The sequence below is a fragment of the Nonomuraea sp. NPDC002799 genome (genome assembly GCF_053592075.1).
The window spans coordinates 77,396-91,073 of sequence record NZ_JBSFVA010000021.1 but is presented as its reverse complement, the minus strand read 5'-3'; the positions used below and the strand labels follow the sequence as shown (position 1 = coordinate 91,073).

The following is a 13,678-nucleotide window of genomic DNA, read 5'->3' as shown; positions in this document are numbered from 1 at the left end:
CGCCACCGGGAGGGTTACCCGGCCTCCCCGTGGGCGTGCCTCCGGTACTCGCCGGGTGGCCTCCCGTACGCGCCGGCCTCAGAGCTGGGAGGTGAGCAGGAGAGCGAGGGCGAGGGTGAGCAGCAGGGAGTCCAGCCGGTCCAGTAGCCCGCCCGCCCCCGCCAGCCACGACGCCGAATCCTTGGCGCCCGCCCCTCGCTTGACCATCGACTCCAGCAGATCGCCCAGCGGCGCGCCCACCGTGACGGCCACCACCAGCGGGAGCGTGAGCGCGCCCAGCGCCGTGAGCGCCCCCAGCCCGGCGGCGGCCCCTGCCAGCGCCCCGCTCCACCGCTTGGCCGGCGACAACGGCGACAACGCCGGCCCGCCCAGCAGTCGCCCGCCGAACGAGGCCGCGATGTCCGCGACCGACACCGCGATGAACACCGCCAGCACGGCGTCCCCGAGCAGCACCACCCCGGTCAGCGGCAGGAACCACAACACCCCGAACACGCCCAGCGACGCGCGCCCGAGCCCGCCCTCCGTGTCCCCGGCCAGCAGCGGGACGAGGACCACCGCCAGCACCCCGGCGATCAGCGCCTGCCCCAGGTACGCCGGCGCCAGCCAGGCCACCAGGGGCGACGCGGTCACCACCGCCACGAGCGCCACACGGTCGGGCACGGGCGACTTCAGCAACCCGCCGTACTCCAGGGCGCACACGACTCCCGCCGCCACCGCCAGGGCGGCGGCCCCGCCGCGACCGGCGTACAGGGCGGCGACCACCACGGGCACGGCCACCGCCCAGGCGCACCAGCGCAGGATGTACGCACGCCTGCGCGACAGGACGACGGCCACCCCGCCGACGGCGAGCGCCCCGGCCACGTACGGCAGCGCCGTGGCGGGCGTGATCACGCGCGGTCCCGGAGCGCGGTGGCGACCGTGGCGGCCACGCGTTCGTTGGCCGCCGCGTCGCGGACCGAGACGCGGACGGTCCTGCCTTCGAAGGCGGGCGACATGGGCGACAGGTCGCGCAGGAACACCCCGCGCCGCCGGCACGCCGCCACCAGCCGGCCTGCGCCGGGACCGCCCCGGGGCAGCGTGAGCAGCACGAAGTTGGCCACCGACTCGTCAACACGCAGGTCGCCGCCGATCGCGGCCAGTCCTCTCGCCACGCCGGCGCGCAGGGTACGCGTCTCGGCCCAGCGTGCGGCGTAGTGGCCGGGGTCGCGCAGCGCGTGCACGGCGGCGATCTGGGCGGGCAGGCTCACCCCCCACGGCGGTGCCCAGCGCCGGATCCCGGCCACGATCTCCGCTGGACCGGCGAGGTAGGCCACGCGTAGCCCCGACAGGGCGTACATCTTGGACATCGATTTGCACACCACGACATTTCCGGACGCGGCGGCGTACGGTTCCAGCGACCGCGCGCCCGCCACGTACTCGGCGTACGCCTCGTCGAGCCAGAACCGCGTGCCGCCCGGCGCGTCCTCGATCACCCGGCGCAGCTCGTCCGCGTCGGTGTACACGCCCGTCGGGTTGTTGGGGTTGACGATGACCACCAGGTCATAGCGCTCGCGCAGGGTGTCGCGCAGCCGGTTGAGGTCGAGCCGCCATCCGTCGGCCCGCCCCAGCGCCACGACGGTCCTGCCGCCGTGCGCGGCCACCCAGCGCAGCGCCGCGTGCATGAGCAGCACCGCCGCCGTGCTCCCCCGCCAGCGCGGCGCAACGGTCAGGATGCGGATCTCGAACAGGGCGTCCTGGCCGGGCGGCGACGGGTGGCCGTCCCGGGGAAGGTACTTGTCGATCGAGTAGCGGCCCGCCCAGGGCGGCGTCACACTGACGAACCCGACGGGCTCGGCGCCACTCGCGGCGACGAGGTAGACGTTGTCGCCGTCGAGTTCGTCGGTCAGGCGTCCGGCCTGGTTGGGGGCGTGCTGGCCGAGCTCGCGCGCGTAGACCTCGTGCCGCAGCCGATAGATCCACTCGCGGTCGTCCGCCGTCCCCGGGCGTATTTCCAGCATGGTCACGATCTCTTCGACGTGCGCCGCCACGCGCCGGTTTCCCGGACCCGCCGGAGCGGCCGGGTGGTAGAAGGCGAGCCGAGGCATTGCCGAGCTGTGCGCCGCATAGTACTGTGTGCCGCATGGTGAAGGGCGACGCGTACGACAAGCTCGAACTCGAGCTGCGGCGTGGCGTCGTCGTCCTCGCCGCCCTCTCCCAGTTGCACACTGCGCGCTACGGCTACGAGCTGCGCCAATCGCTGGCCGAAAGCGGCATGACCATCGAGGAGGGGACCCTCTACCCCCTGCTCCGGCGGCTGGAGTCCCAGGGCGTGCTGACCAGTGAATGGCGCACCGACGGCGGCGCCCCGCGCCGCTACTACGTGCTCAGCACCGAGGGCCGCGAGCTGTACCAGCGGCTGACGGTCGCCTGGCGCGGCCTCAACGACACCATGGATCGTCTCCTGAAGGACGGAGAGCGCCATGCGCCCTGACGATCTCATCCAGAGCTACGTGGACGACGTGGCCCGCCTCCTGCCGCGCGGGCAGCGCCGCGATGTCGCGGCCGAGCTGCGCACCCTCCTGTCGGAGGAGCTCGCGGCCAAGGTCGCGGAGACCGGCCGGCCCGCCGACGAGGACATGGCGCGTGAGCTGGTGCTCGCCTTCGGCCGCCCGGCCGAGGTCGCGGCCCGCTACCACTCCTTCCCGACCCTCATCGATCCGGCCGACTCCCCCAGGTTCCTCCGCCTGACCGTGCTCGGCCTGGCCGTCATCTGGCTGCTCGGGCTGGTGGAGGCCGTGCGTTCGCACCCGGTCGGCTCACCTGCCGACCTGCTCGGCGTGCTGCAACGCTGGTGGCTCGGCGCCGGCCTGCCGGCCCTGTGGTGGCCGGGCCTGCTCGTGCTCTGCTTCGCCGCGGGCGCCTGGTTCCGCAGGCACCGCCCGGAGCCGGTGTGGAAACCCCGGCGCACGGACCGCGACGCGGTCAACCGCTTCGGCTACCTCGCCGGCATCGCCGCCGCCGTCTGCGGCCTGCTCGTGCTCGTCAACGCCGGAAGGCTGCTCGACTACTTCTACGACGGCCGCGCGGCCGCCAACGCCTACCATGTGTTCGCCCTCGACGAGGACTTCCTGCGCTACCGGGCACCCTGGCTGCTGGCAATCATGATCCTGCACCTCGTGCTCTACGCGGTCCTGATCGTGCGGGGGCGCTGGCAGGCGCTGACCCGGCGGATCGACCTCACCCTGGGCCTCGTCATCTGCGCCCTGCTCATCTGGTCCCTGACCGGAGGCCGCATCTACGCGGCCGAGCCGACCGACCAGATCGTGAAAGGCGTGATCGTGCTGATCCTCGCCGGCGCCCTGCTCGACGCGGGCCTCAAACTACGCCGCGCCCGGCGGCGGGCCACCTACCTCCCCTCGACCTGATCGCCCGCCGCTGAGACGTCGCGTCTCGTCAGTAACGTTCCGCCAGGCCGGAGTTGATCTGAGTGAGCAGCAGCGTGGCGTTGGTGTAGCGGACGAGGTTCGCCAGGGTCGGCGGCTCGGCCAGCGTGGCCTGGGCGTGGCGGACGGCGTCCCCCACCGTCGCCACGCCGAGCGCGCGGGTGAGCAGCGTGTCGACGCGGGTGGCGGCGTTGATCCGGCGGGTGGCCAGGTTGAGCGTGGTGGCCAGGACCTCGCCGCGCAACACGCGCGGCTGGGTCACGCGCAGGGTCAGCACGTCCGTGGACTCGCGTGGCGCGAGCGCGCCGTCGGCGTCATCGTCGAAGCGCGTGTCGGTGGCCTGGACGCGGGCCAGCGCCTCGGCCGGGCGCAGGTCGTGCCGGAGCGCCCACACCGCCGGGAGCAGCGGCTGCCTGCTGGGCGCGACCTCGGTGACCGACGTGCGCGCCGAGCCGGTGACCGGATCGAACGTGCACGCCGCGCCGGCGTTGCGGTAGGCGACGGAGAAGACGCCCTCGTACGCCGTGCCGGCCGTGGCCAGCAACGTCGGCCGCGCGGTGAAGACGATCGTGCGCTCACCGGAGCGGGCGGGCACGTCGCCGGCGTTCCAGACCAGCGTCCTGGTCCCGTCGGCGTTCAGCGTCACCGCATCCGGTCTGGGCCCCGCTCCCTGGTCGAGGGCGGCGCTGTAGTAGACGCCCGCCGGAAGTGTGCCGGTGACGGCGACGCCGGACGCGCCGCCTCCGCCGGTATTGGCGTATGTGAGCGTGTACGTGATCGCCTCACCCGCGTTGACGGTGGCCGTCGCGGTCGTGTTCACCGTGAGCGCGGGGGCGCGGACCGTGGTGGTGACGCGGGCGGTGTTGTCACTCGTGTACGGGTCGGGCACGCCGTCGGCGTCGGTCCCCGAGATGGCGACGCTGTTGGCCAGCACCGTTCCGTCGGCGGTGTCGCAGGGCACCTGGTGGGTCCACTGCTGCGTGTCCACCTCGTTCACGTCCAGCTCGGGCAGCGTGCGCCGCTGGACGGAGCCGTCCGGCCGGGTGTCGGTGACCTCGATGTCCTTGGCCTGGCCGGGGCCGGCATTGGTCACGTTCACCGTGTAGGCGATGGTGTCGCCGCCCGTGGCCTCCGCCCGGTCTGCCGTCTTGGTGACCTTCAGGTCGGCCTTCTGGGACATGGCCAGGATCGTCTCGTCGGTCAGCTCCGCCGGCAGGTTCGCGTGCGCGCCGTCGGCGAAGAACGTGGTGTCGAGCCGTGGGCTGTACTGGAGGTTGGCCCAGTCGTCGTACCCGTGCAGCGTCTCGCCGGCCCTAGGGCCCTTGCAGCCGTACTTGTCCGCCGGCTCGATGGAGTCGATGCGGTTGATGTCGGCGGGGATGCCGGTCTCGTTCCCGCCGTTGACGCCGTTCCAGTCGATGGAGCCGTTCACGGCCGGGTCCACCTGGTGCCTGCCGCCGACTCCGTACACGGTGTCGCGGTTGGGGGTGGGGGTGGTGTACAGGCCGCGGCTCTCGTCGAGGCTGTTCTCGTTCAGCGGGGTGGCGAAGGCCGTGCCTCTGACCGCGCTGGAGTAGTCCAGGGGCCGGTTACGGTCGAAGTTGACGAACTGGAGGGTGTAGTTCATCACGCTGAGGTAGTTGGGCTTGCAGTTGACGAAGTCGCCGCCGCCGTGGCCCAGCCCGAGCGTGTGCCCGAGTTCGTGCATGAAGGTCGAGGTTTCGGCGTTCCGCCGGCCGCCCACGTTGGTCAGGGCGCCGGCGCTCAACGCGGGGATGGTGACGATGAAGTCGTTGCCACCGTTTCCGGTGGTCTCATCCCATTCCGCTTCGCCGGAGGAGTGGATGTCGGTCGCGTGCACGAGACCGAAGATCATGTAGCGGTAGACCAGGCGTTTGGCCTCCAGGATGTGCACGCAGTTCGGACTGGACCGGTCGGCGGCGGTGCCGAAGAATCCGGGGCACTGGCCGGGTGGCCTGCCCATCGAGTAGTCGCTCTTCAGGTCGTAGAAGTCGTCCAGGAAGGTGCCGCCCCGCGTCCTGAACTTCACGACCGGTATCTGCGGCGTCTCGTCGTCCTGCGCCGCGTGCAGCTCGATCCCCCGGTATTTCGACTTCGACGCGTCGGCGGGGTCCGGATAGGGATCGACGGGCGCGTTGGTGAAGGCCCTCTTCACGTCGTCGAGCACGCCCGCCTGGGGTCCGGTCCCCCGCATGGAGTCGACCTCCACGAACAGATCCTTGCGGTACGGCACGGCATGGTAGGGCGCCTCCGCCAGAGCCAGGTCGATCGTGCCGTCGTCGTTGACGTCCATGCCCCGGCCGGGAGTCTCCCAGGCGTTGGTGATGCTGTCCCCGTCGCTGTCGATGCCGATCGTCCGGTCGAGGCAGGACGGGGTGGTGACGCTGAAGAACCCGCGGGCGGAGTCCGCGCCGGTGGTCTCGCTCTCCCCCATCAGGGCCGGCAGCCCGGCGCCCTGCCGCGCGGTGAGCTCGGGGCTGGTGAAGACACAACTGTTCAGGTCGAAGCTGAGGTCCAGGTAGTCCTTGCCCTTGACCCAGTGGACGACGTCGTCCAGGCTCAGGTCGTCCTGGTCCCAGAGCTGCATGTGGATGGCGACCGGGTTGTGGCTGGTGTCCACCGTGACGCGGTGCACCCAGTTGGTCCGGATGTCTGATCCGTGGGCGCAGCAGTAGTCGTCTCTGCCGTCGTACAGGCCCTGGTGGTCGATCTCGAACTTCGGGTAGTAGTCGTTCCCGCACTCCTCCCCGAACTCCTCGTCACACGACAGCTCCACCACCCGATACAGGTGCACCGTGACCTCCGCGGTGGCGGCCTGGGCCGGTCCGGCGGCCACCGTCCCCCAGGCCAGCACCACGAGTAAGGCGGCCAGCAGCCGCCCTGCTCCCCTCGGCACGTTCATGATCCGCTCCCCTGACGCCTCGATGTGGAGGCTCATTGTCACGGCGGCCCGGCAGATCTCGCCTGAGTAGGGCCTACTCAGGCGGCGCAGATCTACTACGAGGAGATCACCGCCGCCGGGGACTGGGGCACGAGCGCGGGAGGTACGGGGCCGGACGGCGAGTCCGGCCCGTACCGCGCCCGGGCCCTGTGCACGCACGGCGCAGGCCCGAGACGTCCCTGGACCGTCAGCTCGGCAGGGTCAGGCCCGCGTCGCGGGCCGCGGCCACGGCGGCCGTGACGAACTGCTCGTAGGTGCCCAGACCTCCGCGCAGGCCGAAGAGATCGGTCTGCCGGTATTCCACGACCACGTGCGAGGCTCCGTTCGGCGTCGACTTCTGCCCCATGGAGTAGGTGAACCATTCGGCCGGCCGGGCAGGGTGCGCCTCGTGCGCGGGGTAGCCGAGAGGCGGGGACATCGCGTCGTGGCCGATGCCACGCGGTCCCTGGCCGCTCATGTGCTCAGCCAGCGACTCATCCTTCCCGTCCCCCGGGTCGCCGGCCTGTATCGATCGCAGCCACCAGAAGAGCGTGAGCTTGTTGGTGCAGGTGTCGTGACCTCCCACGCTGTACGGATAGGGGCATACCAGGCCATCCTGCTCCGCTTGGGGCAGGGCGTTGACCATGGCGTCGAAGGCGGTCCGCTCCAGCTCCGACAGCGCGTTCATGTAGACCGACCGCAGGTTCGTCCGCGGCAACATCGCGAAGGCCGCCTTCGGCCCGTCGTCGGCCTTGAGGGGCTGGTTCTCGAAGACCCACAGGATGTAGTGGATCAGCGTGATGAACCCGATCAGCTTCGGCGACTGATGCCGCCCCGTCAGCCAGGTCTGCACCCGCGCGCTCGAGTCGAACCCGAACCGCCGCAGTCTCGCGGGGATCTCGTCCAGCGGCACGTCCATGGTGGCCTGGATCGTTCCATGCACCGTGTCGCCGCTGGCACCCAGCGCGAGTGTGGACTTACGCGCGGGGTAGGCGACCACCATCACCGGCCGGTCGCCTTCGAAGGTGCACACCTTGATGTCGGCTGCCAGCCGGAAGGCGATGATTCTGCCGACGTTGGTGTCCGGCACGAGCACCACGTCGTCGGTGGCCTGGATGTCGTCGTTCGCCACCAGGCGCCCCTCGGCCACCCGCAGGGCCTGCGGCGTGCCGGCGGGCTTGACCCTGGACGACCGCCTGGGGCCGGTCGCCTCCTGCTGCTCGCCAGCGGCCTGCAGGAACACCTTGGGGAGCTTGGCGTCCTCGGCCGAACGAGTCGTCAGCAGGGTCAGCAGATCGCCGATGAAGACGAGCTGGCGGTGCAGGGCCGCCCACGTGGTCACCGCGTCGGTGATGATCTCGACCTCGCTGGTGTCGGACTCGATCGCCACCCCAGGGTCGGGCCAATAGCAGAGGCGACCCTTGGACGGCACGTACTCCTGGATCTGCCACGTGTTCCCGGCCTCCGCCAGGAACCTCACGTTGCTGCGGTGAAACTGCCACTCAAACCCGATCTTGGGCACGGCACCTCCTTGTGACAAGAGACATCGATGCCATCAGAGAGAGCCGGACGCGTCCTGATACATCTCGATGCGCTCGGCTCCGGACGGGCGCGCTCCTGACCGGCCCGGGCTCTGGCCTGAGAAAATCAGACCGTGCCCGGGCTTCGGTTTCAGGCCGGGTCAGCTCTGCCGGGAGAGGCCCTGCTCGACGGCTTCGATGATCCGGGGCCGCAACTCCGCGCACCGGATGATCGCGTCCACCGAGCCGACGTCGACCGCCCGCTGGATGCTGTGCACGCGATCGAACTCGGTGGCCACCTCGGTGAGCTTCTCCGCGCGTACGGACGCCCGCAGCTCGCCCAGCTCGGCGGTCAGCGCGGCCCGCGTGGCCGCCGGCGCCGCCGCGACCCGGGCGGCCAGCGCCTGCACGCGAGGGTCGTTGCCCGTCCGCTTGTCGACGTCGCGCGCGAAGACCACCGCGGCGGCCGGAGCGCCGCCGAGCACCGAGGCGAACGAGCCCTCCACCGCGAGCACGGTCATGTTCGGGTTGAGCGCCTTGGAGAACACCACGAACGCGCCGCCGTGGTAGCGCGAGATCACGCAGAACACGATGGGGCCCTTGAAGTTCACCACCGCGCGGCCGATCTCCGCGCCGTACTCCAACTGCAGCCTGCGCATCGACTCGGGTGACCCGTCGAACCCCGACAGGTTGGCCAGCACGACCAGCGGACGGTTCCCGCTGGCGGCGTTGATGGCCCGGGCCGCCTTCTTCGACGATCGCGGGAACAGGGTGCCGGCGGTGTAGGTGTCCGGGCCGTCGGTGGGCGGGAAGCCGCGCCGCGGCACCGGCCGGGACTCGATGCCCAGCAGGCACACCGGCCGGCCGCCGAGGTGCACGTCCTGGACCGCGGCGGTGTCCGCGTCGGCCATGCCCGCCCACCGCTCCAGCACCGGGTGGTCCTGATCGGACAGCGCGCGCATGACCGTGCGGATGTCGAACGGCTTCTTGCGGTCCGGGTTGGAGGCGCTGGAGAAGATCTGGCCCACGGTCGTGAAGTCGCTGTCCGGCACGGCGTGCGGGAACGCCGACACGTCGCGGTCCACCGGGTCGCTGGTGACCGTCTTGCGCGGCCCGCTCTCCCCCGGCGCGACGTAACTGTGGTCGTAGTGCGACATCAGCACGTCCCGTGCGCCCCGGATGTCCGGCGCCCAGTATTGCGCCTGGCCGTTGGGGCCCATGATGCGGTCATATCCGCCGATGCCGTGGTTGTCCTCGGCCGACACGCCGCCGGAGAAGTCGAGCGACTGCTTGCCCGTCAGCACCATCGCCGAGTCCGGCGTCATCACCAGGATGCCCTTGGTGTGCATGAGCATCGTGGCCTCGGCGTTCCAGTAGGGCTGGGCGCCGACGTTGATGCCCGCGACCACGATGTTGATCTCGCCGCCGTCCTGGGTGAAGGTCACGATGCGCTTGAGCGCGGCCGCCACCCAGTCCATGTTCTCGGTGCCGGAGGACATGGAGATCCGGGCGCCCGCGGAGAGCGCGAACCACTCCAGCGGCACCCGCATCTCCTCGGCCAGGTCGAGCGCGGCGATCACCCGCGCGCACTCGGGCTCGGACAGCGCGCCGAGCGCCTTCGTCGGGTCGCCCAGCAACACGACGCGGGTCATGCCCTCCGGATGACGCGCCGTGGGCGTGCTGACGACACCCGCGACGAGCGCGGCGGTGTTGCGGCCCTTGGGCCGGTTCACCGGAACCAGCTTCGCGTGCTCGTCCAGGTCGTATTCGGTGAACGAGCCGAACTCCCCGGCGAGCATGCCGGTCAGCTCGTACGGGTAGTGCGTGCCGCGGCTGTGCGCGCGCAGCACCTCCTGGCGGTAGTCGTCCAGCGGCTCGATCGCCTCGGTCGGCGGCGCGATGACGGACAGCCGCATGCCGGAGCCCACGTCGTAGCCGATCCGGACGGCGATGTCGACGAGCTCGCCGGTGGCGCTGTCGCGGCGCCTGCCGAGGAACAGCACCTCCTCCAGCCCCGCCCCGGCGGTCGCCGGCAACACGCGCTTGGCCACGGTGTTCAGCTCGTCCGGCGAGATGTCGGTGGGCGGCCACACGTAGATGACGATCCGGTTCGTCGCGGACGTCTTCGCGCCGGGCTTCCTGGCCCGGCGGATCGCGTCGAGGCACGTGGTCAGGATGTCCTCGGCCGCGGGCAGCGCGACGAGCCTGCCGTCGTCGTCGCGCAGCGGCGTCAGGTCGCGGACCTGACGCAGGGCGACGAGACGCTCGTCGGACGGGTTCTGCCGTGCCGTGGCCCGGAACAGGTAGACCTCCTCGTCGGGCGAGGGCAGCCGGGTGAGGTCGAAGTCGCGCAACCGTTCCAGCTGCATGCGCTCGGCGATGCGCGGGTGCAGGCCGCGCAGCAGCCGCTCCTCCGCGAAACCGGCCGCGGGGCCGCCGGACGCGGACGGGCGGAAGGTGAAGTGGTGGTGTATCACGGCGCCGCTGTTGCCCGCGACGGTCGTGGTGATGCGGGCCACCCGGCTCGACGGCTGCTGCGCGACCAGGACCTCGCGCAGGCGCGCCGCCATCTCGTCGGGGTCGCCCGGCGCGTCCGACCAGGCCAGGTAGACGTCCGCCACCAGCTCGCCGTCCCGGGCGAACTCGTCGAGCGCCTTGACCGCCTGGGCCAGCTCCGCGAAGTCGACGGCGGTGGTCACGACGCGGCCGTGGGCGGTCGCGGTGCGGTGGTCGGCGACGACGAACGTGCAGCCCGCCACCCGGCTCGCCCGGATGTCGCTCAGCGCGCGGTTGCCGTAGTAGCGGCGGCTCAGCACCTCCAGCAGCGGCACGGGGTCCGCGCCTTCGCGGCCGATCCGCCGGCCGACCAGCCGGACGAGCGGCTCGGCGCTGGCGACCATCGCGGAGATCCGCTCGGCGCGGTCGGGCGCGTCCGGGTGCTCGTCGAGGTGGCGCAGGTGCGCGCGTACGGCCGTGTAGACCTTGGCGCGGGCGCGGCGCAGCACCGGCTGGGCGAACCAGGCGAACACGACACCGCGCGCCAGGTCCGCGACGGCCGGGAACCGGACCTGGGTGGCGGCCACCAGGTGCTCCAGCGCCAGGCCGACGGTGACGCGCTCGGTCTCGGCGGGCGGGGCCTCGTCCGCCCACTGACGCAGCAGGGTCGTCACCACGGCGACGTCGGCGGACGCGCGCTGCTGGGCCAGGAAGATCCGGAAGACGGCGTCCTCCAGCTCCGGCGTGCGGTCCAGGCCCTCGACGCCGTAGCGGGACAACACGTGCGTGAGCCGCTGCTGGAAGCTCTCCGACAACCCGGACCGGTCCGGGTCGAGGTACTGCAGGTAGGTGTGGAAGTACTCGCGGGGGGTGCGTACCGCGGTGTCGGACCCCGACTCCTCGCCCGCGGGCCGGTTACGGCTGAGCTCGCTCAGGTCGGCGAACAGGCGCAGCAGCTCGACCTCACCGGCCAGCTCGTGCTCGCCCTCCGCGACGAGCTCGGCGCGGGCGGCCAGGTAGCGGGCGAGCAGGCGCTTGTCGTCCTGCGCGTCGATGTCGAAGCCCAGCAGGAGGCCGCGCAGGTCCTGCAGACCACGCGCGGCCCGCTCGGCCGCGGGCACGTCCACGGGCTCGGACGGCAGGTCCAGCTCGGCTTCGGCCACCGCGCCGGCGGGACCGGCCGCCTCGTCGCCATCGCCCACCGGCTCCAGGCGGAGCAGGCGGGCGCCCGCCTCCACCTGGCTGCCGACCGACACCGCGAGCTCCCGCACGCGGCCGCGGAACGGCGCGCGCAGCACGGTCTCCATCTTCATGCTCTCGACCACGAGCAGCGGCGCGCCGGCCTCGACCTCGTCGCCGGCCCGCAGCGGTGTGGCCACCACGAGCGCGGGCACGGGCGAGCGCACGATGCCGCCCTCGTCGCGGCTGATCCGGTGCGTGATGCCGTCGACCTCGACCAGGTGGATCGGGCCGTGCGTGCTCGTGACGACCTTGAAGCGCACGCCGTTGACCGTGATCTGGCCGCTGTGCTCGTCGAAGCGCTCGATGTCGACGTCGGCGGCGTGCTCGGGGCCGCCCGACGAGATGGCGACGCGGAACCGGTGGCCGCCGGTGCGGGCGACCCGGACGCGGTAACCGACGTCGCGGAGCTTGACCTCCAGCGGGCGGCCGCTCTCGTGTTGCGACTGCGGACGGCCGCCGTGCGCGGTGGACAGGAAGCGCTGCCGGGTGACGGCCTCCTCGTCCTCGTAGGCCTCGATGGCGGCGGTGATCAACGCGATCGCGGAGTGCCGATGGGACACGAGGGCGCCCTGCGCGCGTACGCGGTCGATCCAGCGGGTGTCGGCGGACCCGTCGATCACCGCGGGCTCGTCGAGCAGCATGCGGACGAAGCCCTTGTTCGTCACGCCGCCGTCGATGATGACGGTCGTCTGCGTCATCGCGCGGCGCAGCCGGGCCAGAGCCTCCGTGCGGTCCCGGCCGTGCGCGATGATCTTGGCGATCATCGAGTCGAAGTCGGCGGGGATCGTGTCGCCCTCGCTGAACCCGGTGTCCACCCGGATGCCGGGGCCGCTGGGCAGCGCCAGCCGGGTGATCCGGCCGGGTGCGGGCGCGAAGTCGCGGTCGGGGTCCTCGGCGTTGAGGCGCGCCTCGACGGCGTGACCCCACTCCCCCGGCGCGTCGCCGTCGAGCTTGCCGCCCGCCGCGACGTGCAACTGGGCCTTCACCAGGTCGACGCCGGTGGTGATCTCGGTGATCGGATGCTCGACCTGCAGGCGGGTGTTGACCTCCAGGAAGGCGAACAGCCGCTCGCCGGGGTGGTAGAGGAACTCCACGGTGCCCGCGCCCTGGTAGTCCACCGCGAGCACGAGCCGCTCGGCCGACGCCTTCAGCTCGGCGACCTGCTCGGCGTTGAGTACCGGGGAGGCGGACTCCTCGATGATCTTCTGGTTGCGCCGCTGCACGGAGCAGTCGCGTACGCCCAGCGCCCACGCGGTGCCCTGCCCGTCCGCGATGACCTGCACCTCGACGTGCCGGGCGCCCGTCACCAGCCGCTCCAGGAACACCACGCCGCTGCCGAACGCGCGCGCGGCCTCCTGGCGCGTCAGCTCATAGGCCTGGCTCAGCTCGTCGGCGTCGGAGACCATCCGGATGCCACGGCCACCGCCGCCCGCGGTCGCCTTCAGCATCAACGGGTAGCCGATCCGGCCGGCCGCCGCCTTCGCCTCCGCCAGCGTCTCCACCGGGCCGCGGCTCCACGGTGCGACGGGCACGCCGACCTCTTCGGCGATCAGCTTCGAGCCGATCTTGTCGCCCAGTTTGCGCATCGCCTCGGCGCTCGGGCCGACGAACGTCACGCCGATCTCGGCGCACAGGTCGGCGAACGCCGGGTCCTCGGCCACGAAGCCCCAACCGACCCAGGCCGCGTCCGCACCCGTCTCGACCAGGGCTTTGCGCAGGACCGCGTGATCCAGATAGGGCCGGTCGGCGGCGAGCCCCAGGTCGTAGGCGAGGTCCGCCTCCCGGACGAACGTGGCCGTGCGCTCGGAGTCGGTGTAAAGGGCCACGGTCTCGATCCGGGTCCCCGTCTCCGCGGCTAGGTCCCGAACGGCGTGGATGAGCCGCATGGCGGCTTCACCGCGGTTGACGATGGCGACACGACTGAACACTGAGCGGACCTTTCGAAACCGGGAACACGGCGGCCGTCCCGCCCCAACCGGAGTACATACTCTCGGCTGTCCCCGGATACCGGAATGGCGGGGACTAAGCGTGCTGCACGGCCGGAGTTGTGGGGATCA

Annotated in this window: 7 protein-coding genes; 2 read left to right on the top strand and 5 right to left on the bottom strand. The window is 71.8% G+C overall.

Annotated elements, in window-relative coordinates; genetic code table 11:
• Positions 1 to 78 precede the first annotated feature (78 nt).
• Positions 79 to 891: a phosphatidate cytidylyltransferase gene (locus tag ACWD0F_RS32315; protein WP_449882186.1), complete on the bottom strand. Its 813-nt coding sequence runs from the start codon at positions 889 to 891 to the stop codon at positions 79 to 81.
• Positions 888 to 2,084 (bottom strand): aminotransferase class I/II-fold pyridoxal phosphate-dependent enzyme, encoded by a 1,197-nt coding sequence (locus ACWD0F_RS32310; protein ID WP_449882183.1) that lies wholly within the window; start codon positions 2,082 to 2,084, stop codon positions 888 to 890. The genes ACWD0F_RS32315 and ACWD0F_RS32310 overlap by 4 nt, the downstream gene beginning before the upstream one ends.
• Before the next feature lie 35 nt (positions 2,085 to 2,119).
• Between ACWD0F_RS32310 and ACWD0F_RS32305 the strand changes: the two genes are divergently transcribed.
• Positions 2,120 to 2,470, top strand: coding sequence for a PadR family transcriptional regulator (locus ACWD0F_RS32305; protein ID WP_449882180.1), 351 nt, complete (start codon positions 2,120 to 2,122; stop codon positions 2,468 to 2,470).
• The gene (locus ACWD0F_RS32300) at positions 2,460 to 3,404 is read left to right on the top strand and encodes a hypothetical protein (protein ID WP_449882177.1); all 945 of its coding nucleotides are present in this window, start codon (positions 2,460 to 2,462) and stop codon (positions 3,402 to 3,404) included. The genes ACWD0F_RS32305 and ACWD0F_RS32300 overlap by 11 nt, the downstream gene beginning before the upstream one ends.
• Positions 3,405 to 3,432: 28 nt before the next feature.
• Here the strand turns inward: ACWD0F_RS32300 and ACWD0F_RS32295 are convergent, their stop codons facing one another.
• The 3 genes from ACWD0F_RS32295 to ACWD0F_RS32285 all read right to left on the bottom strand — a co-directional run bounded on the left by ACWD0F_RS32295 (position 3,433) and on the right by ACWD0F_RS32285 (position 13,549).
• Positions 3,433 to 6,345, bottom strand: coding sequence for a DUF11 domain-containing protein (locus ACWD0F_RS32295; protein ID WP_449882175.1), 2,913 nt, complete (start codon positions 6,343 to 6,345; stop codon positions 3,433 to 3,435).
• 226 nt (positions 6,346 to 6,571) lie between these two features.
• A complete protein-coding gene (locus tag ACWD0F_RS32290; RefSeq protein ID WP_449882172.1) occupies positions 6,572 to 7,885 on the bottom strand; it encodes a hypothetical protein in 1,314 nt (437 codons plus the stop codon).
• A 159-nt stretch (positions 7,886 to 8,044) separates the two neighbouring features.
• Positions 8,045 to 13,549 (bottom strand): ATP-binding protein, encoded by a 5,505-nt coding sequence (locus tag ACWD0F_RS32285; RefSeq protein ID WP_449882169.1) that lies wholly within the window; start codon positions 13,547 to 13,549, stop codon positions 8,045 to 8,047.
• Between the last annotated feature and the right edge of the window lie 129 nt (positions 13,550 to 13,678).

Coding starts and splice junctions, on each gene's coding strand:
- ACWD0F_RS32310 (WP_449882183.1), bottom strand. CDS start 2,084: ATGCCTCGGCTCGCCTTCTACCACCCGGCCGCTCCGGCGGGTCCGGGA.
- ACWD0F_RS32305 (WP_449882180.1), top strand. CDS start 2,120: ATGGTGAAGGGCGACGCGTACGACAAGCTCGAACTCGAGCTGCGGCGT.
- ACWD0F_RS32295 (WP_449882175.1), bottom strand. CDS start 6,345: ATGAACGTGCCGAGGGGAGCAGGGCGGCTGCTGGCCGCCTTACTCGTG.
- ACWD0F_RS32300 (WP_449882177.1), top strand. CDS start 2,460: ATGCGCCCTGACGATCTCATCCAGAGCTACGTGGACGACGTGGCCCGC.